A 25884-nucleotide genomic window follows, 5' to 3' on the forward strand; every position below is an offset into this window, starting at 1 on the left:
CTAACATTTAGTTCTATTTGTCTTTAGGATGTAGGAGTACGCATGGAGTTTAGTGTAAAAAGTGGCAGTCCAGAGAAACAACGCAGTGCGTGCATTGTCGTTGGTGTTTTCGAGCCACGTCGTCTCTCTCCAGTTGCAGAGCAGCTGGACAAAATCAGTGATGGCTATATCAGCTCGCTGCTTCGCCGTGGTGACCTTGAAGGTAAACCGGGCCAAATGCTTCTTCTTCACCAAGTACCAGGAGTACTATCAGAGCGTGTTCTTCTCGTAGGCTGTGGTAAAGAGCGTGAGCTTGGCGAGCGCCAATACAAAGAAATTATCCAAAAAACCATCAGCACGCTCAACGAAACAGGTTCAATGGAGGCGGTGTGCTTCCTGACAGAACTTCACGTTAAAGGTCGCGATACGTACTGGAAAGTGCGTCAAGCTGTTGAAGCAACCAAAGATGGTCTTTACACATTTGACCAGTTCAAGAGCAGCAAGCCAGAAACTCGCCGTCCGCTGCGCAAGTTAGTATTTAACGTACCAACTCGCCGTGAACTAAACCTAGGTGAAAAAGCGATCGCCCACGGCCTTGCTATCTCATCTGGTGTGAAAGCGTCAAAAGACCTTGGCAACATGCCACCAAACATTGCTAATCCTGCTTATCTAGCCTCTCAAGCTCGTCGCCTTGCAGATGACTATGACACCGTGACAACTAAAATCATCGGTGAGCAAGAGATGGAAAAACTGGGTATGACCTCTTACCTAGCGGTAGGTCGTGGCTCTAAGAACGAATCTATGATGTCCATCATGGAATATAAGGGCAACCCAGATCCAGACGCGAAACCTATCGTGCTTGTTGGTAAAGGTCTAACGTTCGACTCAGGCGGTATCTCACTAAAGCCGGGTGAAGGTATGGATGAGATGAAGTACGACATGTGTGGTGCAGCGTCTGTATTCGGTACCATGAAAGCGCTAGCGAAGCTGAACCTACCAATTAACGTCGTAGCGGTACTCGCTGGTTGTGAAAACATGCCTGGTAGCAACGCTTACCGCCCTGGTGACATCTTAACAACCATGTCCGGTCAAACTGTTGAAGTGTTGAACACGGATGCGGAAGGTCGCTTAGTATTGTGTGATGCACTAACGTACGTTGAGCGCTACGAACCAGAGTGTGTCGTTGACGTGGCTACGCTAACCGGTGCTTGTGTTATTGCACTGGGTCACCACATCAGCGGTGTTATCTCTAACCACAACCCACTTTCTCACGAGCTCGTTAACGCTTCTGAGCAAGCAGGTGACCGCGCTTGGCGTCTACCTATGGCTGACGAGTACCAAGAACAGCTCGCTAGCCCGTTTGCAGACATGGCAAACATCGGCGGCCGTCCTGGCGGTACTATCACGGCTGGCTGCTTCCTATCGCGCTTTGCGAAGAAGTATCATTGGGCTCACCTAGATATCGCAGGCACCGCATGGAAGTCGGGTAAAGCGAAAGGCTCTACCGGTCGTCCAGTCTCACTACTTGTCCAATTCTTGCTTAACCGCAGTGGCCAAGAGACTGAAGAGTAATCATAAAAAGGGCCGCAAGGCCCTTTTTTAGTTTTGGGCACGTGCAAATCCTTTGTATACAGACGTCACGATATGAATACTGCAACGTTTTACATTATTGGAGAAGACTCTGAGCAAGCGACACAGCAAGGCTGGTTTGCTTATGTGCACTTTCTCAGTCGTCACTTCGTAGGGCAAGGTGCCAAACTCTACATTAATTGCACCGACAGGCAGCATGCGGAAGCGGTAGCGGAATTCTTCTGGCAAGTCTCGCCTGAGCAGTTCATTGCCCATAACTTGGTGGGTGAAGGGCCCAAGAATGGCACGCCTGTTGAAATTGGTTTTGAGGGGCTTAAACCCAGTTGGAACCGTCAATTGGTAATAAATATGGCCAATAGTCACGCAACCTTTGCGAACTCCTTTGGTCAAGTGGTAGACTTCGTCCCTTGCGAAGAAAAAGCTAAGCAAGTTGCGCGAGAAAGGTATAAAATTTACCGTCAAGCGGGCTATCAGCTACAAACCATTGAGATTCAGCATTCAGAATCCTAATCAAGGTCAATCCTTATAAGTAAGCGTGACGTACTCTCGTTTATTTATAAGGTTTGGCAAATTTCTTTCACAGATTAAAGTAAGTATCCAAGAAAGCTATGGAAAAGACATATAACCCACAATCTATCGAACAAGCTCTGTACCAGACTTGGGAAGAGAAAGGCTACTTTAAGCCACACGGTGACACATCTAAAGAATCATACAGCATCATGATCCCGCCACCGAACGTCACTGGTAGCTTACACATGGGTCACGCTTTCCAAGATACCATCATGGATACACTAATCCGTGCTGAGCGCATGAAAGGTAAAAACACCCTTTGGCAGGTAGGTACCGACCACGCGGGTATCGCAACGCAAATGGTTGTTGAGCGCAAGATCGCTGCAGAAGAAGGCAAAACTAAGCACGATTACGGTCGTGATGCGTTCATCGACAAAATCTGGGAATGGAAAGGCGAGTCTGGTGGCACAATCACTAAACAGCTTCGTCGCCTAGGTGCATCTGTAGATTGGGATCGCGAGCGCTTTACAATGGATGACGGCCTGTCTAACGCCGTTCAAGAAGTCTTTGTTCGCCTATACGAAGACGACCTCATCTACCGCGGTAAGCGTCTGGTTAACTGGGATCCAAAACTGCACACAGCAATCTCAGATCTAGAAGTAGAAAACAAAGACAAAAAAGGCCACATGTGGCACTTCCGCTACCCACTAGCGGATGGCGTTAAGACCGCTGAAGGCAAAGACTACATCGTTGTTGCGACAACACGTCCAGAAACCATGCTTGGTGATACTGGTGTGGCCGTAAACCCAGAAGATCCGCGCTACAAAGATCTTATTGGCAAAGAAATCCTGCTTCCTATCGTTGATCGCCGCATCCCTATCGTGGGTGACGAGCATGCCGATATGGAAAAAGGCACGGGCTGTGTGAAGATCACACCTGCACACGATTTCAATGACTACGAGGTAGGTAAACGTCATCAACTGCCGATGATTAACATCCTAACCTTCGATGCCAACATCCGTGACGCCGCTGAAGTATTTAATACCAACGGTGAAGCAAGCGATGCATACGCAACCGAGCTTCCAGCGAAATACCACGGCATGGAGCGCTTTGCGGCTCGTAAAGCTATCGTGGCAGAATTCGAAGAGCTGGGTCTTCTTGATGAGATCAAAGATCATGACCTAACAGTCCCTTACGGTGACCGTGGTGGTGTGGTTATTGAGCCAATGCTAACCGACCAATGGTACGTTCGCACTGCCCCTCTTGCTGAAACAGCCACCAAAGCAGTTGAAGACGGCGAAATCCAATTCGTGCCTAAGCAATACGAAAACATGTACTTCTCTTGGATGCGCGACATTCAAGACTGGTGTATCTCTCGTCAGCTATGGTGGGGCCACCGTATTCCAGCATGGTACGACAACGACGGCAATGTTTACGTAGGTCGCACTGAAGAAGAAGTTCGTGAAAAGAACGGTTTGGCTCCAGTTGTTGTACTGCGTCAAGACGATGATGTACTGGATACTTGGTTCTCTTCTGCACTATGGACATTCGGCACGCAAGGCTGGCCAGAAAACACAGAAGATCTAAAAACCTTCCACCCGTCAGACGTACTGGTAACAGGTTTTGACATCATCTTCTTCTGGGTTGCGCGCATGATCATGATGACCACGCACTTCTGTAAAGATGAAAACGGTAAGCCGCAAGTACCATTTAAGACAGTTTACGTTACGGGTCTAATCCGTGACGAGAACGGCGACAAGATGTCTAAGTCGAAAGGTAACGTACTTGACCCAATCGATATGATTGATGGTATCGACCTAGAGTCTCTGGTTGAGAAGCGTACTGGCAACATGATGCAGCCTCAACTAGCGAAGAAGATCGAGAAAAACACACGTAAGACGTTCGAAGATGGCATTGAACCATACGGTACTGACGCACTTCGCTTCACTCTTGCAGCAATGGCGTCTACCGGTCGTGATATCAACTGGGATATGAAGCGTCTTGAAGGTTACCGTAACTTCTGTAACAAGCTGTGGAACGCAAGCCGTTACGTACTGATGAACACTGAAGACCAAGATTGTGGCTTCGGCGAAGGTGACATCGAGTACTCACTAGCAGACAAGTGGATCGAATCTCAATTTGAACTAGCAGCAAAAGAGTTTAACGCTCACCTAGACAACTACCGTCTAGACATGGCTGCGAACACTATCTACGAGTTCATCTGGAACCAATTCTGTGACTGGTACCTAGAGCTTACTAAGCCAGTTCTATGGAAAGGTAACGAAGCACAGCAACGCGGTACACGTCGCACGCTGATCACCGTACTTGAGAAGACTCTTCGTCTTGCTCACCCAGTACTGCCATACATCACTGAAACTATCTGGCAAAGCGTTAAGCCGCTAGTAGACGGTGTTGAAGGCGACACGATCATGCTACAAGCTCTACCTCAGTTTGAAGAAGCTAACTTCAACCAAGAAGCGCTTGATGACATCGAGTGGGTGAAAGCATTCATCACTAGCATCCGTAACCTTCGTGCTGAGTACGACATTGCACCAAGCAAAGGTCTGGATGTAATGCTCAAAGTAGCTGACGAGAAAGACGCAGCACGCCTAGAAGCAAACAAAGCGGTACTCGCTTCGCTTGCTAAACTAGAAGGCATCAAGGTACTGGCTGAAGGCGAAGAGACACCAGCATGTGCAACCGCATTGGTTGGTAAGTCTGAACTGATGATCCCAATGGCAGGTCTTATCGACAAAGACGCTGAGCTGGATCGTCTAGCGAAAGAGATCGCTAAGACTCAAGGCGAGATCAAGCGTATCGAAGGCAAGCTAGGCAACGAAGGCTTCGTAGCGAAAGCACCTGAAGCGGTAGTTGCTAAAGAGCGTGAGAAGCTAGAAGGCTACAAAGAGACGCTAGTTAAGCTTGAAGAGCAAAAGCAAACTATTGCTGCGCTTTAATAAGCAAGTATAAAAAACAGAAGCCGAGATTGGTAACACTCTCGGCTTTTTTCGTTTTTAACGTCAGTGGAAAGGGTTTAACGTCTACCTCATATCCCCCGTCATCCTCACGAAAGTGAGGATCTTCATCAGCGATTACCGCGGTCAAATTGTGTGAGTCACTTGCCGCACGAGATCCCCTTTTTCAAGGGGATGACGTCAGTTATCTAGTATTACAAAGATTACTTCAACACAGTCTCAAGCGCCTTCAAACAAAGTGCGACGTTCTCTCTTCTCGCGCCATAACCCATCAAACCGATACGCCATGCTTTTCCAGCGAGCGCACCAAGGCCTGCACCGATCTCAAGGTTGTACTCTTCTAAAAGCTGCGATCTTACCGCAACATCATCCACGCCTTCTGGAAGATAGACAGCATTAAGTTGTGGCAGACGGCTTTGCTCTTCAACAACAAAACTCAGACCAAGGTTTTCGAGCCCTTCACGTAGCAACATATGCATATCTTTATGGCGCTGCCACGCATTCTCTAGGCCTTCGTTCTTCAAAAGCACCAAGGACTCATGAAGCGCGTAAAGGCTGTTTACTGGCGCAGTGTGGTGATAACTGCGCTTACCTTCCCCGCTCCAATAACCTAGTACCAAGCTCTGATCCAAGAACCAGCTCTGAACAGGCGCTTGTCGGGACTTAATCACTTCAATGGCTGCAGGAGACAGGGTGACTGGTGACAAACCAGGAACACAAGACAAACACTTCTGGCTACCTGAGTAAACGGCATCCAATTGCCACTCGTCTACCAATAGTGGAACACCACCAAGCGAGGTCACTGCATCCACAATAGATAACATGTTGTGCTGCTTAGCAAGCGCACCTAGCGCCTTAGCATCACTCACTGCACCAGTAGAAGTTTCAGCGTGTACAAACGCTAGGATCTTCGCATCGGGATGCTCAGCCATCGCCTGTTCGACTTTAGAAATCGAAACTGGTGTTCCCCATTCATCATCCACTACAATCGCTTCACCGCCACAGCGAACCACGTTCTCACGCATGCGCTCACCAAACACGCCATTACGGCACACAATAACCTTATCGCCCGGCTCGACTAGGTTTACAAAGCAAGTTTCCATACCTGCACTACCGGGGGCCGAGACCGCTATAGTAAATTCATTCTCGGTTTGGAATGCGTATTTTAGCAGTGCTTTAAGCTCATCCATCATCCCGATAAAAAGCGGGTCAAGGTGACCTATCGTTGGGCGGCTCAATGCTTGCAATACCTGCGGATAGATATCCGATGGGCCAGGTCCCATTAGGGTTCGGTGAGGGGGCACAAAGCTTGAAATGGTCATGGGCAGTTATCCTATTAGGTTATTGTAGTTGTTGGGAAAAACATCACGTTGGACGTTAATGTCATCTACAATGGCGAAAAAACAACATTTTTGCAACATCCAACCACTCAAGTTTTTCATGTGAAATGCATAAACATCCATTGACTTTTGACACGCAAAAACGTTGAATAAACACACTATCTGTAGCCAATCGTTTTCATTGACGTTCTCGATGCTGCAGCGGAAGAGGAGCACTGCCCAGGCAAGTGATTTGTGAAGCCGCAACTTCAATACAATTCACTCATGGGGAGCAGTGCCGAGATGAACTAAATTTGTCGGATTTAGTTTGTCGGTTAAATGGGCTGAATCCCTTTAACTGTCACCAATAACTGGTGAAGAGCTTCTGAGGTCTATTCTAATATTCAGATTCCTCTGCTCTATTTCTCTCTTCAAACATCGGATGTTGGGTTACCAACCATAAACTTTAACTGGAAGTCCTGGAGAATCACTGTGAGCGCATTCAATGTAGCTAAATTTGGCGGAACTAGCGTCGCCAACTTCGAAGCCATGAGCCGTTGTGCCGAAATCATCGAAAATAACCCGCAAACCAAATTGATAGTTAGCAGCGCTTGTTCAGGCGTGACCAACATCTTGGTTGAACTTGCAAACGGCGTTAAAGACGAGACTCGTCGCGCTGAGCTCATTAGCAAGCTTCGCGATATCCATACCGACATCATGTCAAAGCTCAATGATGTAAGCTCTATTGAAGCACGTGTTGACGCTCTGATCGAAAAGGTAGCAACGCTATCGGAAGCAGCTTGCATTGCAGCGACTCCAAAGCTTACCGATCACCTAGTGGCATGTGGTGAACGTATGTCGACACACATCCTTACTCGTCTAATGCAAGAGCGTGGTATCGATGCAGTGCGTTTTGATATTCGTGAAGCGCTTAAGACTGACAGTGATTACGGTAAGGCAGAACCAAACATCGAAGCGACCAAAGCAGCAGCTAGCGAGAAGCTGGTTCCTCTTTGTAAGCAACATGTTGTAGTTACACAGGGCTTTATCGGCTCTGATGAAGATGGCGAGACTACCACGCTAGGTCGTGGTGGTAGTGATTACAGCGCTGCACTTATCGCTGAAGCCGTAGAAGCTGCAGGTCTTGAAATCTGGACCGACGTACCAGGTATCTACACGACCGACCCACGCATTGCACCAAACGCTCGTCCTATCCCAGAGATTAGCTTCAGTGAAGCGTCTGAAATGGCTAACTTCGGTGCCAAGATCCTGCACCCTTCAACACTACTACCTGCACTGCGTCATCAAATCCCAGTTTTTGTCGGTTCATCGAAAGCACCACAAGAAGGTGGCACTTGGGTACGACAAACCGTAGAGAGCGCACCTCTATTCCGCGCGCTAGCTCTGCGCAATAACCAAACCATGGTAACACTGCGTAACCCTCGTATGTTCCAAGCCTATGGTTTCTTGGCAAACGTGTTTACAGTGCTTGCTAAACACAAGATCTCTGTTGATCTAGTAACGACTTCTGAGGTCAGTGTTTCTCTAACACTTGATCAAACTGATACGGGTGGCGGTGCACCAGAGCTCCCACTTGAAGCACAGCAAGAACTAGAACAGCTTTGTACTGTTGAGGTTAAACAAGGGCTTAGCCTTGTCGCGCTTATCGGCAACCAAATGAGTGAAACCAAAGGCTCTGCTGCGGAAGTATTCGATACTCTAGACAGCTTCAATATCCGCATGATTTGCTACGGCGCAAGCCCTCACAACCTTTGCTTCCTTCTAGACGAAGGCGAAGCTAAAGATGCGGTAAAAGCACTGCATGAAGACTTGTTTGAGTAGACGGAAAACATTGAACAAAGGCGGTAGAAATACCGCCTTTTTTGTATCTATAGGATGGCAGATGATAGAACTTCAAGAAGCTATAGACGTAAAAAAGCCCCAGTCTTTCGACTGGGGCTTAGTATAAGTGGCGGAGTGGACGGGACTCGAACCCGCGACCCCCGGCGTGACAGGCCGGTATTCTAACCAACTGAACTACCACTCCGCAGTGGCATACTCGCTAATGCAAGTGTCCAAAATTTAAAGCCTGGCGATGTCCTACTCTCACATGGGGAAGCCCCACACTACCATCGGCGCTATTGCGTTTCACTTCTGAGTTCGGCATGGAGTCAGGTGGGTCCACAACGCTATGGTCGCCAAGCAAATTCTGTTTTGCCTTCAGATTTTCTGAAAATCTAAAAACGATAAATCTGGAAAGCTGTTATGCGTTCTCATACACATTCAATGTTCTTACTTTGAGTCCATCAAAACCCTTTGGGTGTTGTATGGTTAAGCCTCACGGGCAATTAGTACAGGTTAGCTCAACGCCTCACAACGCTTACACACCCTGCCTATCAACGTTCTAGTCTCGAACAACCCTTTAGGACACTTAAAGTGCCAGGGAAGACTCATCTCAGGGCTCGCTTCCCGCTTAGATGCTTTCAGCGGTTATCGATTCCGAACTTAGCTACCGGGCAATGCCATTGGCATGACAACCCGAACACCAGAGGTTCGTCCACTCCGGTCCTCTCGTACTAGGAGCAGCCCCCTTCAATCTTCCAACGCCCACGGCAGATAGGGACCGAACTGTCTCACGACGTTCTAAACCCAGCTCGCGTACCACTTTAAATGGCGAACAGCCATACCCTTGGGACCGACTTCAGCCCCAGGATGTGATGAGCCGACATCGAGGTGCCAAACACCGCCGTCGATATGAACTCTTGGGCGGTATCAGCCTGTTATCCCCGGAGTACCTTTTATCCGTTGAGCGATGGCCCTTCCATTCAGAACCACCGGATCACTATGACCTGCTTTCGCACCTGCTCGAATTGTCATTCTCGCAGTCAAGCGGGCTTATGCCATTGCACTAACCTCACGATGTCCAACCGTGATTAGCCCACCTTCGTGCTCCTCCGTTACTCTTTGGGAGGAGACCGCCCCAGTCAAACTACCCACCAGGCACTGTCCGCAGCCCCGATAAGGGGCCAACGTTAGAACATCAACACTACAAGGGTGGTATTTCAAGGACGGCTCCACGAATACTGGCGTACTCGTTTCAAAGCCTCCCACCTATCCTACACATGTAGGGTCAATGTTCAGTGCCAAGCTGTAGTAAAGGTTCACGGGGTCTTTCCGTCTAGCCGCGGGTACACTGCATCTTCACAGCGATTTCAATTTCACTGAGTCTCGGGTGGAGACAGCGTGGCCATCATTACGCCATTCGTGCAGGTCGGAACTTACCCGACAAGGAATTTCGCTACCTTAGGACCGTTATAGTTACGGCCGCCGTTTACCGGGGCTTCGATCAAGAGCTTCGACCGAAGTCTAACCCCATCAATTAACCTTCCGGCACCGGGCAGGCGTCACACCGTATACGTCATCTTACGATTTTGCACAGTGCTGTGTTTTTAATAAACAGTTGCAGCCACCTGGTATCTGCGACTCCCCATAGCTCCATCCGCAAGGGACTTCACCGCGAGGAGCGTACCTTCTCCCGAAGTTACGGTACCATTTTGCCTAGTTCCTTCACCCGAGTTCTCTCAAGCGCCTTGGTATTCTCTACCCGACCACCTGTGTCGGTTTGGGGTACGATTCCTTACAATCTGAAGCTTAGAGGCTTTTCCTGGAAGCATGGCATCAATGACTTCACTACCGTAGTAGCTCGATATCGTGTCTCAGCCTTAAAGAGAGCCGGATTTACCTAACTCTCAAGCCTACGCACTTGAACCTGGACAACCGTCGCCAGGCCCACCTAGCCTTCTCCGTCCCCCCGTCGCAATTGTAAGAAGTACGGGAATATTAACCCGTTTCCCATCGACTACGCCTTTCGGCCTCGCCTTAGGGGTCGACTCACCCTGCCCCGATTAACGTTGGACAGGAACCCTTGGTCTTCCGGCGAGGAGGTTTTTCACCCCCTTTATCGTTACTCATGTCAGCATTCGCACTTCTGATACCTCCAGCAGACCTTACAGTCCACCTTCAACGGCTTACAGAACGCTCCCCTACCCAATGACCTAAGTCATTGCCGCAGCTTCGGTTTATAGCTTAGCCCCGTTACATCTTCCGCGCAGGCCGACTCGACTAGTGAGCTATTACGCTTTCTTTAAATGATGGCTGCTTCTAAGCCAACATCCTAGCTGTCTAAGCCTTCCCACATCGTTTCCCACTTAGCTATAATTTGGGACCTTAGCTGGCGGTCTGGGTTGTTTCCCTCTCCACGACGGACGTTAGCACCCGCCGTGTGTCTCCCGGATAGTACTTACTGGTATTCGGAGTTTGCAAAGGGTTGGTAAGTCGGGATGACCCCCTAGCCTTAACAGTGCTCTACCCCCAGTAGTATTCGTCCGAGGCTCTACCTAAATAGATTTCGGGGAGAACCAGCTATCTCCAGGTTTGATTGGCCTTTCACCCCTAGCCACAAGTCATCCGCTAATTTTTCAACATTAGTCGGTTCGGTCCTCCAGTTGATGTTACTCAACCTTCAACCTGCCCATGGCTAGATCACCTGGTTTCGGGTCTATATCCAGAGACTGAACGCCCAGTTAAGACTCGGTTTCCCTACGGCTCCCCTAAACGGTTAACCTTGCCACTGAATATAAGTCGCTGACCCATTATACAAAAGGTACGCAGTCACACCACGAAGGTGCTCCTACTGCTTGTACGTACACGGTTTCAGGTTCTATTTCACTCCCCTCACAGGGGTTCTTTTCGCCTTTCCCTCACGGTACTGGTTCACTATCGGTCAGTCAGTAGTATTTAGCCTTGGAGGATGGTCCCCCCATATTCAGACAGGATATCACGTGTCCCGCCCTACTCGATTTCACTGATGATGAGATGTCGGTTACGGGGCTATCACCCTGTATCGCGGCACTTTCCAGAGCCTTCACCTGTCTCATTAAAAGCTTAAGGGCTAATCCAATTTCGCTCGCCGCTACTTTCGGAATCTCGGTTGATTTCTCTTCCTCGGGGTACTTAGATGTTTCAGTTCCCCCGGTTCGCCTCGCTGAGCTATGTATTCACTCAGCGATACCTGCTTATGCAGGTGGGTTTCCCCATTCAGGAATCCCAGACTCAAAGGTTATTACTACCTAATCTGGGCTTATCGCAAGTTATTACGCCTTTCATCGCCTCTGACTGCCAAGGCATCCACCGTGTACGCTTAGTCACTTAACCATACAACCCCAAAGAGTTTCAGATGAAACCATGAGATTGTTTAATCAAACAACCAAAGTTGTCTGCAATTTTTATACATGTGCAGACTCGATTTTGCCAGACTCAAATATGAATTACTTTCGTAATTCCCAAGAACACTTGAATGTGTGTTGGTACCTACATCTTTCGATATAGGATTTGAGAACTTTTAATTGAATAAGAATAATCAATTCTTATTCGTCAGCTTTCCAAATTGTTAAAGAGCTAATTACTTTAAATAAGTAACCATTTTTAAATATTCTCGAGAGAAAACACTTAAAGATGGTGGAGCTATGCGGGATCGAACCGCAGACCTCTTCGCTGCCAGCGAAGCGCTCTCCCAGCTGAGCTATAGCCCCATCTGGAAAAGGTTTCCTTACTCTTAACTTACAAACCTAATCAATCTGTGTGAACACTCATCGCAATAATCTATTCGTATAAGGAGGTGATCCAGCCCCAGGTTCCCCTAGGGCTACCTTGTTACGACTTCACCCCAGTCATGAACCACAAAGTGGTGAGCGTCCTCCCGAAGGTTAAACTACCCACTTCTTTTGCAGCCCACTCCCATGGTGTGACGGGCGGTGTGTACAAGGCCCGGGAACGTATTCACCGTGGCATTCTGATCCACGATTACTAGCGATTCCGACTTCATGGAGTCGAGTTGCAGACTCCAATCCGGACTACGACGCACTTTTTGGGATTCGCTCACTTTCGCAAGTTGGCTGCCCTCTGTATGCGCCATTGTAGCACGTGTGTAGCCCTACTCGTAAGGGCCATGATGACTTGACGTCGTCCCCACCTTCCTCCGGTTTATCACCGGCAGTCTCCCTGGAGTTCCCACCCGAAGTGCTGGCAAACAAGGATAAGGGTTGCGCTCGTTGCGGGACTTAACCCAACATTTCACAACACGAGCTGACGACAGCCATGCAGCACCTGTCTCAGAGTTCCCGAAGGCACCAAAGCATCTCTGCTAAGTTCTCTGGATGTCAAGAGTAGGTAAGGTTCTTCGCGTTGCATCGAATTAAACCACATGCTCCACCGCTTGTGCGGGCCCCCGTCAATTCATTTGAGTTTTAATCTTGCGACCGTACTCCCCAGGCGGTCTACTTAACGCGTTAGCTCCGAAAGCCACGGCTCAAGGCCACAACCTCCAAGTAGACATCGTTTACGGCGTGGACTACCAGGGTATCTAATCCTGTTTGCTCCCCACGCTTTCGCATCTGAGTGTCAGTATCTGTCCAGGGGGCCGCCTTCGCCACCGGTATTCCTTCAGATCTCTACGCATTTCACCGCTACACCTGAAATTCTACCCCCCTCTACAGTACTCTAGTCAGCCAGTTTCAAATGCAGTTCCGAGGTTGAGCCCCGGGCTTTCACATCTGACTTAACTAACCACCTGCATGCGCTTTACGCCCAGTAATTCCGATTAACGCTCGCACCCTCCGTATTACCGCGGCTGCTGGCACGGAGTTAGCCGGTGCTTCTTCTGTCGCTAACGTCAAACGATGCAGCTATTAACTACACCGCCTTCCTCACGACTGAAAGTGCTTTACAACCCGAAGGCCTTCTTCACACACGCGGCATGGCTGCATCAGGCTTGCGCCCATTGTGCAATATTCCCCACTGCTGCCTCCCGTAGGAGTCTGGACCGTGTCTCAGTTCCAGTGTGGCTGATCATCCTCTCAGACCAGCTAGGGATCGTCGCCTTGGTGAGCCATTACCTCACCAACTAGCTAATCCCACCTGGGCATATCCTGACGCGAGAGGCCCGAAGGTCCCCCTCTTTGAGCCGAAGCTATTATGCGGTATTAGCCATCGTTTCCAATGGTTATCCCCCACATCAGGGCAATTTCCCAGGCATTACTCACCCGTCCGCCGCTCGACGCCGTTAACGTTCCCCGAAGGTTCAGTTAACTCGTTTCCGCTCGACTTGCATGTGTTAGGCCTGCCGCCAGCGTTCAATCTGAGCCATGATCAAACTCTTCAATTTAAGATTTTGTCGGCTCAATGAATACTGACTTCAAAACTCATCCTTACTAAAAGTAAGAAGTAATTTTAAAGCTATTATCGTTCCAACAGAACGATAATGAATTGACTGTGCCAAGTCTTTCGACTTGATTGGTCACTCAGTTCATTGAAAACCTAATTTGAAACCGAAGTTTCTAATTTGATTATCATCAACGAGTGCCCACACAGATTGATAGGTTTATATTGTTAAAGAGCAATTCTCTAAAAAGAGAGAGCTTTCAGTGCCTTAGCACTTAAGCAGGACGCGTATAATACGCTTTCTACTTTGAAAGTCAACATAAAACTCTAAGAAAATCTCTTAAAACTTTATGGTGACCCGTCTACTTAAAGACAAGTCGAAATTAAAGCCTGGCGATGTCCTACTCTCACATGGGGAAGCCCCACACTACCATCGGCGCTATTGCGTTTCACTTCTGAGTTCGGCATGGAATCAGGTGGGTCCACAACGCTATGGTCGCCAAGCAAATTCTGTTTTGCCTTCAGATTTTCTGAAAATCTGAAAACAATAAATCTGGAAAGCTGTTAATGCGTTCTCTACACATTCAATTTGTTCTTGCTTTGAGTCCATCAAAACCCTTTGGGTGTTGTATGGTTAAGCCTCACGGGCAATTAGTACAGGTTAGCTCAACGCCTCACAACGCTTACACACCCTGCCTATCAACGTTCTAGTCTCGAACAACCCTTTAGGACACTTAAAGTGCCAGGGAAGACTCATCTCAGGGCTCGCTTCCCGCTTAGATGCTTTCAGCGGTTATCGATTCCGAACTTAGCTACCGGGCAATGCCATTGGCATGACAACCCGAACACCAGAGGTTCGTCCACTCCGGTCCTCTCGTACTAGGAGCAGCCCCCTTCAATCTTCCAACGCCCACGGCAGATAGGGACCGAACTGTCTCACGACGTTCTAAACCCAGCTCGCGTACCACTTTAAATGGCGAACAGCCATACCCTTGGGACCGACTTCAGCCCCAGGATGTGATGAGCCGACATCGAGGTGCCAAACACCGCCGTCGATATGAACTCTTGGGCGGTATCAGCCTGTTATCCCCGGAGTACCTTTTATCCGTTGAGCGATGGCCCTTCCATTCAGAACCACCGGATCACTATGACCTGCTTTCGCACCTGCTCGAATTGTCATTCTCGCAGTCAAGCGGGCTTATGCCATTGCACTAACCTCACGATGTCCAACCGTGATTAGCCCACCTTCGTGCTCCTCCGTTACTCTTTGGGAGGAGACCGCCCCAGTCAAACTACCCACCAGGCACTGTCCGCAGCCCCGATAAGGGGCCAACGTTAGAACATCAACACTACAAGGGTGGTATTTCAAGGACGGCTCCACGAATACTGGCGTACTCGTTTCAAAGCCTCCCACCTATCCTACACATGTAGGGTCAATGTTCAGTGCCAAGCTGTAGTAAAGGTTCACGGGGTCTTTCCGTCTAGCCGCGGGTACACTGCATCTTCACAGCGATTTCAATTTCACTGAGTCTCGGGTGGAGACAGCGTGGCCATCATTACGCCATTCGTGCAGGTCGGAACTTACCCGACAAGGAATTTCGCTACCTTAGGACCGTTATAGTTACGGCCGCCGTTTACCGGGGCTTCGATCAAGAGCTTCGACCGAAGTCTAACCCCATCAATTAACCTTCCGGCACCGGGCAGGCGTCACACCGTATACGTCATCTTACGATTTTGCACAGTGCTGTGTTTTTAATAAACAGTTGCAGCCACCTGGTATCTGCGACTCCCCATAGCTCCATCCGCAAGGGACTTCACCGCGAGGAGCGTACCTTCTCCCGAAGTTACGGTACCATTTTGCCTAGTTCCTTCACCCGAGTTCTCTCAAGCGCCTTGGTATTCTCTACCCGACCACCTGTGTCGGTTTGGGGTACGATTCCTTACAATCTGAAGCTTAGAGGCTTTTCCTGGAAGCATGGCATCAATGACTTCACTACCGTAGTAGCTCGATATCGTGTCTCAGCCTTAAAGAGAGCCGGATTTACCTAACTCTCAAGCCTACGCACTTGAACCTGGACAACCGTCGCCAGGCCCACCTAGCCTTCTCCGTCCCCCCGTCGCAATTGTAAGAAGTACGGGAATATTAACCCGTTTCCCATCGACTACGCCTTTCGGCCTCGCCTTAGGGGTCGACTCACCCTGCCCCGATTAACGTTGGACAGGAACCCTTGGTCTTCCGGCGAGGAGGTTTTTCACCCCCTTTATCGTTACTCATGTCAGCATTCGCACTTCTGATACCTCCAGCAGACCTTACAGTCCACCTTCAACGGCTTACAGAACGCTCCCCTACCCAATGACCTAAGTCATTGCCGCAGCTTCGGTTTATAGCTTAGCCCCGTTACATCTTCCGCGCAGGCCGACTCGACTAGTGAGCTATTACGCTTTCTTTAAATGATGGCTGCTTCTAAGCCAACATCCTAGCTGTCTAAGCCTTCCCACATCGTTTCCCACTTAGCTATAATTTGGGACCTTAGCTGGCGGTCTGGGTTGTTTCCCTCTCCACGACGGACGTTAGCACCCGCCGTGTGTCTCCCGGATAGTACTTACTGGTATTCGGAGTTTGCAAAGGGTTGGTAAGTCGGGATGACCCCCTAGCCTTAACAGTGCTCTACCCCCAGTAGTATTCGTCCGAGGCTCTACCTAAATAGATTTCGGGGAGAACCAGCTATCTCCAGGTTTGATTGGCCTTTCACCCCTAGCCACAAGTCATCCGCTAATTTTTCAACATTAGTCGGTTCGGTCCTCCAGTTGATGTTACTCAACCTTCAACCTGCCCATGGCTAGATCACCTGGTTTCGGGTCTATATCCAGAGACTGAACGCCCAGTTAAGACTCGGTTTCCCTACGGCTCCCCTAAACGGTTAACCTTGCCACTGAATATAAGTCGCTGACCCATTATACAAAAGGTACGCAGTCACACCACGAAGGTGCTCCTACTGCTTGTACGTACACGGTTTCAGGTTCTATTTCACTCCCCTCACAGGGGTTCTTTTCGCCTTTCCCTCACGGTACTGGTTCACTATCGGTCAGTCAGTAGTATTTAGCCTTGGAGGATGGTCCCCCCATATTCAGACAGGATATCACGTGTCCCGCCCTACTCGATTTCACTGATGATGAGATGTCGGTTACGGGGCTATCACCCTGTATCGCGGCACTTTCCAGAGCCTTCACCTGTCTCATTAAAAGCTTAAGGGCTAATCCAATTTCGCTCGCCGCTACTTTCGGAATCTCGGTTGATTTCTCTTCCTCGGGGTACTTAGATGTTTCAGTTCCCCCGGTTCGCCTCGCTGAGCTATGTATTCACTCAGCGATACCTGCTTATGCAGGTGGGTTTCCCCATTCAGGAATCCCAGACTCAAAGGTTATTACTACCTAATCTGGGCTTATCGCAAGTTATTACGCCTTTCATCGCCTCTGACTGCCAAGGCATCCACCGTGTACGCTTAGTCACTTAACCATACAACCCCAAAGGGTCTTTCTATTTGTCTTCACTTTTGAAAAGTGAAAGCAAACGGTCAAACAACCAAAGTTGTCTGCATTTTTATACATGTGCAGACTCGATTTTGCCGGACTCAAATATGAATTACTTTCGTAATTCCCAAGAACACTTGAATGTGTGTTGGTACCTACATCTTTCGATATAGGATTTGAGAACTTTTAATAGATAACAATCAATCAAATTGTTATCTGTCAGCTTTCCAAATTTTTAAAGAGCTAATCACTTCGTAATGAAGTAACCATTTTTAAGAATTCTCATCAGAGGCTTTTTACCTCAAGAATGCTTAAAGATGGTATCCCGTAGGGGAGTCGAACCCCTGTTACCGCCGTGAAAGGGCGGTGTCCTAGGCCTCTAGACGAACGGGACACTGTGTCTTAAATCTATAAACCAATCAATCTGTGTGAACACTCATCGCAATAATCTATTCGTATAAGGAGGTGATCCAGCCCCAGGTTCCCCTAGGGCTACCTTGTTACGACTTCACCCCAGTCATGAACCACAAAGTGGTGAGCGTCCTCCCGAAGGTTAAACTACCCACTTCTTTTGCAGCCCACTCCCATGGTGTGACGGGCGGTGTGTACAAGGCCCGGGAACGTATTCACCGTGGCATTCTGATCCACGATTACTAGCGATTCCGACTTCATGGAGTCGAGTTGCAGACTCCAATCCGGACTACGACGCACTTTTTGGGATTCGCTCACTTTCGCAAGTTGGCCGCCCTCTGTATGCGCCATTGTAGCACGTGTGTAGCCCTACTCGTAAGGGCCATGATGACTTGACGTCGTCCCCACCTTCCTCCGGTTTATCACCGGCAGTCTCCCTGGAGTTCCCACCCGAAGTGCTGGCAAACAAGGATAAGGGTTGCGCTCGTTGCGGGACTTAACCCAACATTTCACAACACGAGCTGACGACAGCCATGCAGCACCTGTCTCAGAGTTCCCGAAGGCACCAAAGCATCTCTGCTAAGTTCTCTGGATGTCAAGAGTAGGTAAGGTTCTTCGCGTTGCATCGAATTAAACCACATGCTCCACCGCTTGTGCGGGCCCCCGTCAATTCATTTGAGTTTTAATCTTGCGACCGTACTCCCCAGGCGGTCTACTTAACGCGTTAGCTCCGAAAGCCACGGCTCAAGGCCACAACCTCCAAGTAGACATCGTTTACGGCGTGGACTACCAGGGTATCTAATCCTGTTTGCTCCCCACGCTTTCGCATCTGAGTGTCAGTATCTGTCCAGGGGGCCGCCTTCGCCACTGGTATTCCTTCAGATCTCTACGCATTTCACCGCTACACCTGAAATTCTACCCCCCTCTACAGTACTCTAGTCAGCCAGTTTCAAATGCAGTTCCGAGGTTGAGCCCCGGGCTTTCACATCTGACTTAACTAACCACCTGCATGCGCTTTACGCCCAGTAATTCCGATTAACGCTCGCACCCTCCGTATTACCGCGGCTGCTGGCACGGAGTTAGCCGGTGCTTCTTCTGTCGCTAACGTCAAATAATGCAGCTATTAACTACACTACCTTCCTCACGACTGAAAGTGCTTTACAACCCGAAGGCCTTCTTCACACACGCGGCATGGCTGCATCAGGCTTGCGCCCATTGTGCAATATTCCCCACTGCTGCCTCCCGTAGGAGTCTGGACCGTGTCTCAGTTCCAGTGTGGCTGATCATCCTCTCAGACCAGCTAGGGATCGTCGCCTTGGTGAGCCATTACCTCACCAACTAGCTAATCCCACCTGGGCATATCCTGACGCGAGAGGCCCGAAGGTCCCCCTCTTTGAGCCGAAGCTATTATGCGGTATTAGCCATCGTTTCCAATGGTTATCCCCCACATCAGGGCAATTTCCCAGGCATTACTCACCCGTCCGCCGCTCGACGCCGTTAACGTTCCCCGAAGGTTCAGTTAACTCGTTTCCGCTCGACTTGCATGTGTTAGGCCTGCCGCCAGCGTTCAATCTGAGCCATGATCAAACTCTTCAATTTAAGATTTTGTCGGCTCAATGAATACTGACTTCAAAACTACTTATGTAATTTTAAAGCTATTATCGTTCCAACAGAACGATAATGAATTGACTGTGCCAAGTCTTTCGACTTGATTGGTCACTCAGTTCATTGAAAACCTAATTTGATACCGAGGTATCTAATTTGATTATCATCAACGAGTGCCCACACAGATTGATAGGTCTATATTTTTAAAGAACATCTCTTCAACTGCTCGCTGCTGCGTTTCGTCTGAAGAGGCGGCTATTCTAGCGAGATGATTCTCAGTGTCAAACACTTTTTTCTAATTATTTTTGATTTTTTCAAATCTAACTAGAAGACCATCTTGTAAGCTAAATGCCTTACTGACTATCGCCTTGAACCCTTGTGGGCTCTGCCGTGTCAGTGGAAGCGCATTATAGAGAACCGATTCAGCTTGGCAAGCCTTTTCTTGATAAAAAATTCAAAAATGACGTGTTTGAAGAAAAAACATACTAAGTGCCGTGAATTTGGCATTTATATAGTTAACTTTCGAACAGCCACTATTCTCTCTCTTGCTTTTCCGTAGACAGGATAAGATATAAAGAGACAAGTCACTGAATAATAGTTCCTACTAGTCACCCATAAACCGTGAGTTATAGAACTGGATAACAAACTAGTTAGCTTGTTCTTCGAAATAGTAAGAGATTCGAGCGCGCGGATTCAAATACTCTCGGATCTCTTCGGGTAGTCTCTCCGGATGTATAACCGACTCGATCTTCAAGTCTTTATTCTCTAGGGCGATGATCGGTGCCTGAAGCTTAGGTACCGTCGGGTCGTACATTAAAACGTTGGGGTTAAGAAGGCTACCACTATTAATTGAAACAACCAGCCCCACCATGTCATTCGACAGTTTAACTACCGTACCCGGTGGATAGACCCCCATATATTTGATAAGGATATTGAGGTTTTCATTGTTGTAATGCTGCTTACCCTTCTTATAAAGATAGGATAACGCCGTGTAGGGGATTTTTTTCTCAGCCGGATTTTGATGATGACACAGGTTATCGAAAGCATTGGCTACTGAGACAATCTGGGTAATGGCATCAATTTCTTCGCCTTTCAAACCATTTGGGTACCCAGTACCATCCAACAGTTCGTGGTGCTGCTCTATAACGGTGATAACCTCTTCAGGTAGTGTATCAATAGCAATAGCGATGTCTTTACCATACTTAGTATGTAGCTTTAGGTAATTAGACTCTGGCTCAGTGAGTGGAGTGGCTTTACGCAGAATGGCAGATGGGATCTTGGCTTTACCGATATCATGGAACAGCGCCCCCATTGCGACCATCTTGATTGAAGCCGCATCCATTCCTTTAGCTTTGGCTATCATCATGGCCAAAATCGAGACGTTCAAGCAATGGAAGTAGAGGTCTTCAAACTCAGTTTTGCTGCCCATAAGGTGCAGCGTCACATCATCTTGAGACAACAGCGACTCTACAATATCATCAACAAGCTGCTGCGCCTCTTTAGCTGCTTGCTCGGGGCGACTTCTAAGTTTGGTCATGAGGTTACGGATACGAGCAAGAGAGCGGTCAAACTCCTTCTCACAGCGTGAGACTTTTCGGCGATAAGCAGACAATTCTTCAATACGCTTTTGTTTCTCTTGCCAAAGCATATCCGATTCCGTTTTTGCTGATTCGTCGATAGGCTTTGACGAAGCTTCTTGGACCGGTAAAGGAAGCGTATCACTCAGTTCGGGCGTGACGTAAACATACTTACAGCCTAGTTGCTTGATAACTTGAACTTGCTGATCAGACTTAACCTTAAACACGTTAAAAAGGAAAGGATGCTCATTCCATTTGAGCGGTATCTTGATATGGAGTCCGGGTTGAATTCGATCCACAGATATTTTGATACTTGCCACAACTTTACTGCAATTTGGCTGAAAAACACGCGGCAAGTTTAAAGAAGTTCGAAGCTTAGTTCATCCCTTTATCAATAAAATGTGATTCAGTGATATAACTAATAGCACTATCAATAAAAATGCCCACTGTCGATGTGGGCATTTTTACTACTGTGATTTACGATCTAGGATCGCTTGAATCCGAGGGTCTAGCTTCTTACCATGCTGACTTTCATACTCTTCGCGCTTCAAATCAACCAAGTTTTTGACCGACTGACTTGGCAGCCCTTTAGGTACCTCGGTGACTAACTTGCCCTTTTCTTGCAAGCTCATCGCCTCACGGTAGAACTCTTTAAAGCGTTTGACGATAATCGATTGTGGCAAGCGACGTAGTTCATAGCCTTTGTTTTGCATGATCCACTTTTCAATCTGATTCTTAGGCGTCTTACTGACCACACGGTTCATGGCTTCAAGCGACTCTGATTCTGTTAACTGACTCTTGAGTAACGCTAGCTCCCCCATGATAGGTGGCCACTTTTCACCAGCTTGCAAACGCTCACGACAATGCTGAATTACACGCATTAACTCTGACTCTGTCAGACTATCTGCAAAATCCAAAAAGCGTCCCGTTGGACGTCGACCGTAGGACTTAATCCATGTCGACTCATAAATACTCAGCAAAGTACCAAAAATGTAGTTACACCAATCGCTTGGTTGTCGCTCAGTTTCAGTGTCTGTTTGCATCACTGCGCGAGAGCCGGTTGTAACAGGACGAGACTCTACCGGGTGAGATGCTTGAGGCTTAGCGACTTGAACTTCTGTCTTTGGCGCAGACTCAGGGCGTGAAGACTCGGATTTTGCAGACTTCAAGTGTTCTAGGTTACTGCTTACTCCCATTTCACGGAGTTTTTTTTCCATTGCACCAAAATCTAAATTTTTTGGCTTATTGCCCGTACTCATATCGAACCTTTTACCTCAAGAACCGCACACACGGTATCTTATCAAAAATTAGGATTCTTACCCTGCCCACGCAGGTATTCACGAAACTCTTCTGATGGGCTCACCTCACCCGACTTTTGGCTTTGCTGGAACGACTGTCGTCGTCTTTCATCCGCCTGCCTGCGTCTATCCTCGGCTTGCTTCTCATTCACTATCCAGAGTCTCAACTTATTGAGCATCTGGGTAACAGACAGAAACTCATTCGCTCGCGCTTTGTAATAGACTACAAACTTCTCCCAGAACAGATGCGGATCGGCAGCCATGCCCGAATGCAAAATGGATTGCATCGCCCACTCTGCAATCTCGTTCTCTTGCAAATCATGAGTCGAAATATACTTAGCATTAGAAGGAGAATTTGAACGCTGTCGACTCGGTACAGGTCGTTCATTTTGGCTATGAGTATTTTCAAAGTACTCTTGAAAGCCACCCGACCCTTTCATCATTTCAAGCCAATCACGTAAGATAGCATCGCGTCGTACATCATTCATATTACGAACGTCTCGCTCTCGAATAAAACGCTGCCAGAGGTTATCGCGACTTGCTACCGGTACCTTATAGAGGTTCATAGGATGATATGTCCACGGTGGCGCACTAGAGGCTTGTGGTGTTGTTACCACAGGCGTCTTCGGCTGGCTATCGTGTGCCATTGACGTTTCAATCACAGGTAAGCTATTCGGCTCAGATAACGAAAGCGTTAGGTGATGAATCTGACGAGAGCCAATTGACTCCACTCGCCCTTTTTCAAGCAATCCTTTTTGCGACAATGCAGTGAGCACATCGGCAAAACCAAACTCTCCGAGCAAACACTCTTTTGCGACATCCGCAAGCGCAACAGCCACAGAGCCGTCCTGTCCACACAAGTCAGCCAACTTCAACAACACTAACTTATGGCTCGCTTCTAGATTGGTTTGTTGCCAAGCGAGATAGGTAAATTTTGCGCTCACAGTAATTCTCCTCTCTGATAGCTAGATTCTAGCGCTTAGCCGTGGTTGAGACAAACGAAGACCGCTAAGAATAAGACATGAGAGAAACACTCTCACAAGAATGAAAAGGGTTTGTGATAGGTCCAGATACAACAAAGCCCCGACTTTCGTCGAGGCTTTATCGTTTAAATATGGTACCGGTGGGCGGACTTGAACCGCCACGCCCGAAGGCAACGGATTTTGAATCCGTCGTGTATACCAATTTCACCACACCGGCATCTTTGGACTGACGTCCTTTGATGTTTGGCATTATACGTAAGCATTTAGATCGCGCAAGAGCAAAACGCTGAATATTCTATTGTTTGCTGCTATTTTCACCACAATGTGAAGCAATGCGATGAGCAAGGCTTTCCCCTCGGCATTGAAATCGCTATGCTGTGGCGAGTTTAAGTTATGGAAGTTTGTCTCAATGGAAACCCAATCTCTCCCACCTGCAGGATTCTTTCGCAGGCTTGGTGCGCTGTTCTACGATAGCCTAATTATTCTTGCTGTGGTCATGATGGCTGGCGGTGTTGTTGTTGCGGTAATGGAAGCTCTGGTTGCTGCGGGGCTTATCTCCTACGCTCCCTATGCTGATGCCAGTGATCTTCTCGGAAACCATCCGTTTTGGAGCCCTGTGTACACTGCTTATCTCGCGTTTGTTTGGATCTACTTTATCGTATTCTTTTGGACCCGAGCAGGTCAGACGCTTGGTATGCGCGCCTGGAAGATTGAAGTGCAGAACCTTGAAGGCGGTAGAATCACTGTGACTCAAGCGCTTATTAGACTCGCGACGTCTGCTTTTGGACTATCAAACCTTGCCGTTCCTATCGACCCGAAAAAGCGTGGCTTTCACGATATTTGGGCGAAGACTAAGGTTGTGGTGTTACCCAAAGCGAAGTAACACTCTAATCGAGAATAAATAAAAAAGGTGCCATTCGGCACCTTTTTAGTTCTGGTTTCAATGATTACGCTTTGAACGCTTTAAATGCATTGATTAGACCGTTGGTTGAGCTGTCGTGAGACGAGATTTCGCTGTCGTCTGCTAGCTCAGGTAGGATTTGGTTAGCCAGTTGCTTACCAAGCTCTACACCCCATTGGTCAAAGCTGAAGATGTTCCAGATAACACCTTGAGTGAAAATCTTGTGCTCGTACATCGCGATTAGGTTACCCAGAGTACGAGGTGTGATTTGCTTCACTAGGATTGAGTTAGTTGGGCGGTTACCTTCAAAGATCTTAAATGGTACGAGATCTTTCACTTCTTCCGCACTCTTACCTGCTTTTGCAAATTCTGCTTCTACAGTCTCTTTAGACTTACCGAACGCGAGCGCTTCAGTTTGCGCGAAGAAGTTAGACATTAGCTTCTGGTGATGGTCGCTCACTTGGTTGTGAGAGATCGCAGGTGCGATGAAGTCACAAGGGATAAGCTTAGTGCCTTGGTGGATTAGCTGGTAGAACGCGTGCTGACCGTTAGTACCTGGTTCACCCCAGATGATTGGACCCGTTTGGTAGTCTACTGCGTCACCGTTACGGTCAGTAAACTTACCGTTAGACTCCATGTTGCCTTGCTGGAAGTACGCAGCAAAGCGGTGCATGTATTGGTCGTACGGTAGAATCGCTTCTGATTCTGCGCCGTGGAAGTTGTTGTACCAAATACCGATAAGAGCAAGTAGTACTGGGATGTTGCTTTCCAGATCAGTCTCAGCAAAGTGCTTATCCATCTCGTGAGCACCAGCCAGTAGCTCAACAAAGTTGTCGTAGCCAACCGCTAGGATGATAGAAAGACCGATTGCAGACCAAAGTGAGTAACGACCGCCGACCCAGTCCCAGAACTCGAACATGTTGTCTGTGTCGATACCAAACTCAGCAACAGCAGTTGCGTTGGTAGATAGCGCAGCGAAGTGCTTAGCAACGTGTGCTTCATCTGATGCAGACGCTAGGAACCAGTCACGAGCCGAGTGCGCGTTTGTCATGGTTTCTTGAGTCGTGAATGTCTTAGAAGCGACCAAGAATAGCGTTGTCTCAGGGTCAACTTTCTTCAGAGTCTCGGCGATGTGAGTACCATCAACGTTAGACACGAAGTGCATGTTTAGGTGGTTTGTGTATGGCGCTAGCGCTTCAGTTACCATGTAAGGACCAAGGTCAGAACCACCGATACCGATGTTCACAACGTCAGTAATTGCTTTGCCAGTGTAACCTTTCCAATCACCAGAGATGATACGCTCAGAGAAGCCTTTCATCTTCTCTAGAACCGCGTTTACCGCTGGCATTACGTCTTCGCCATTCACCATGATTGGCGTGTTGCTGCGGTTACGCAGTGCAACGTGAAGAACAGAACGACCTTCCGTTTGGTTGATGGTATCGCCTGCAAACATCGCTTTGATTGCGCCTTTAAGCTCAGTCTCGTTCGCTAGAGCAAAAAGGTTCTTCATTGTGTCTTCGTTGATTAGGTTTTTTGAGTAATCAACAAGAATGTCAGAGCCGAAGCGTGTAGAGAATTTGCCAAAGCGGTCAGCGTCTTGTGCAAATAGCTCTGCTAAATCCATATCTTGCGCAGATTCAAAGTGCGCTGTCAGTGCTTTCCAAGCTTCAGTTTGCGTTGGATTGATGTTTTTCAACATGGTCTCTATCCCAATTTTTAGTCGGTTTTATTCCCAATCCCCCCAAGGAAAAGGAACCCCCAGTTTAGCGAATAATAAACAGTATATTCTAAATACAGACGAGTGCCTTTGATGATCACTCGTCGTTACAATCTTGTATGTTGTTCACAAAGCCGTGGCTTTGTTTAGTAATAAATTTTCAGGCGTAATTATGAACCAGAGCGCCTGTACGCTCCTTGAGTTAGGTCACGTATCGGTTCACAATGTAAACAAATTTAGTAAACACCTTATATATGCATAGCACTATAA

10 protein-coding genes, 4 tRNA genes, 6 rRNA genes and 1 riboswitch are annotated in these 25884 nt (G+C 48.2%); of the genes, 5 read left to right on the forward strand and 15 right to left on the reverse strand.

Annotation, left to right across the window (positions count from 1 at the left end; genetic code table 11):
* Nucleotides 1-42 precede the first annotated feature (42 nt).
* The 3 genes from pepA (at nt 43) to J4N45_RS16905 (ending at nt 5036) form a co-directional block, all read left to right on the forward strand.
* A complete protein-coding gene (pepA, locus tag J4N45_RS16895) occupies nt 43-1551 on the forward strand; it encodes a leucyl aminopeptidase (RefSeq protein ID WP_234495096.1) in 1509 nt (502 codons plus the stop codon).
* Nucleotides 1552-1623: 72 nt separating this feature from the next.
* Nucleotides 1624-2079 (forward strand): DNA polymerase III subunit chi, encoded by a 456-nt coding sequence (locus J4N45_RS16900; protein ID WP_252012632.1) that lies wholly within the window; start codon nt 1624-1626, stop codon nt 2077-2079.
* A gap of 98 nt (nt 2080-2177) precedes the next feature.
* Nucleotides 2178-5036 (forward strand): valine--tRNA ligase, encoded by a 2859-nt coding sequence (locus tag J4N45_RS16905; RefSeq protein ID WP_252012633.1) that lies wholly within the window; start codon nt 2178-2180, stop codon nt 5034-5036.
* A 221-nt stretch (nt 5037-5257) separates the two neighbouring features.
* Here the strand turns inward: J4N45_RS16905 and J4N45_RS16910 are convergent, their stop codons facing one another.
* A complete protein-coding gene (locus J4N45_RS16910) occupies nt 5258-6376 on the reverse strand; it encodes a pyridoxal-phosphate-dependent aminotransferase family protein (protein WP_252012635.1) in 1119 nt (372 codons plus the stop codon).
* A gap of 215 nt (nt 6377-6591) precedes the next feature.
* Nucleotides 6592-6766, forward strand: a riboswitch (Lysine riboswitch).
* Nucleotides 6767-6865: 99 nt separating this feature from the next.
* On the opposite strand from J4N45_RS16910, the gene lysC reads away from it, so the two are divergent.
* Nucleotides 6866-8215 (forward strand): lysine-sensitive aspartokinase 3, encoded by a 1350-nt coding sequence (gene lysC, locus J4N45_RS16915; protein ID WP_252012637.1) that lies wholly within the window; start codon nt 6866-6868, stop codon nt 8213-8215.
* Nucleotides 8216-8343: 128 nt separating this feature from the next.
* On the opposite strand, the gene J4N45_RS16920 is transcribed toward lysC, so the two are convergent.
* From J4N45_RS16920 to J4N45_RS16980, 13 genes are all read right to left on the reverse strand, one after another.
* Nucleotides 8344-8420, reverse strand: a tRNA-Asp gene (locus J4N45_RS16920).
* A gap of 40 nt (nt 8421-8460) precedes the next feature.
* Nucleotides 8461-8576: ribosomal RNA gene (rrf, locus tag J4N45_RS16925) — 5S ribosomal RNA — on the reverse strand.
* 124 nt (nt 8577-8700) lie between these two features.
* Nucleotides 8701-11587 (reverse strand): 23S ribosomal RNA (locus J4N45_RS16930).
* A gap of 301 nt (nt 11588-11888) precedes the next feature.
* Nucleotides 11889-11964 (reverse strand) — tRNA-Ala (locus J4N45_RS16935).
* A gap of 79 nt (nt 11965-12043) precedes the next feature.
* A 16S ribosomal RNA gene (locus J4N45_RS16940) occupies nt 12044-13595 on the reverse strand.
* 384 nt (nt 13596-13979) lie between these two features.
* A 5S ribosomal RNA gene (gene rrf / locus J4N45_RS16945) occupies nt 13980-14095 on the reverse strand.
* 126 nt (nt 14096-14221) lie between these two features.
* Nucleotides 14222-17108: ribosomal RNA gene (locus J4N45_RS16950) — 23S ribosomal RNA — on the reverse strand.
* Between the two features lie 332 nt (nt 17109-17440).
* Nucleotides 17441-17516 (reverse strand) — tRNA-Glu (locus J4N45_RS16955).
* Nucleotides 17517-17580: 64 nt separating this feature from the next.
* Nucleotides 17581-19132 (reverse strand): 16S ribosomal RNA (locus J4N45_RS16960).
* Together the 16S, 23S and 5S rRNA genes with 3 tRNA genes alongside form the textbook arrangement of a ribosomal RNA operon.
* A gap of 652 nt (nt 19133-19784) precedes the next feature.
* Nucleotides 19785-21035: an HD-GYP domain-containing protein gene (locus J4N45_RS16965; RefSeq protein WP_252012638.1), complete on the reverse strand. Its 1251-nt coding sequence runs from the start codon at nt 21033-21035 to the stop codon at nt 19785-19787.
* Nucleotides 21036-21182: 147 nt separating this feature from the next.
* Nucleotides 21183-21932: a hypothetical protein gene (locus J4N45_RS16970; protein ID WP_252012639.1), complete on the reverse strand. Its 750-nt coding sequence runs from the start codon at nt 21930-21932 to the stop codon at nt 21183-21185.
* A gap of 83 nt (nt 21933-22015) precedes the next feature.
* Nucleotides 22016-22957 (reverse strand): hypothetical protein, encoded by a 942-nt coding sequence (locus tag J4N45_RS16975; RefSeq protein WP_252012640.1) that lies wholly within the window; start codon nt 22955-22957, stop codon nt 22016-22018.
* A 171-nt stretch (nt 22958-23128) separates the two neighbouring features.
* A tRNA-Leu gene (locus J4N45_RS16980) sits at nt 23129-23213 on the reverse strand.
* Nucleotides 23214-23405: 192 nt separating this feature from the next.
* On the opposite strand from J4N45_RS16980, the gene J4N45_RS16985 reads away from it, so the two are divergent.
* A complete protein-coding gene (locus J4N45_RS16985) occupies nt 23406-23879 on the forward strand; it encodes an RDD family protein (protein ID WP_252012641.1) in 474 nt (157 codons plus the stop codon).
* A gap of 64 nt (nt 23880-23943) precedes the next feature.
* Here J4N45_RS16985 and pgi read toward each other — a convergent pair whose 3' ends face one another.
* Nucleotides 23944-25596: a glucose-6-phosphate isomerase gene (gene pgi / locus J4N45_RS16990; protein ID WP_252012643.1), complete on the reverse strand. Its 1653-nt coding sequence runs from the start codon at nt 25594-25596 to the stop codon at nt 23944-23946.
* Nucleotides 25597-25884: the final 288 nt, after the last annotated feature.

The organism is Vibrio sp. SCSIO 43140, from assembly GCF_023716585.1.
Taxonomy (GTDB): Bacteria; Pseudomonadota; Gammaproteobacteria; order Enterobacterales; family Vibrionaceae; genus Vibrio; species Vibrio maritimus_B.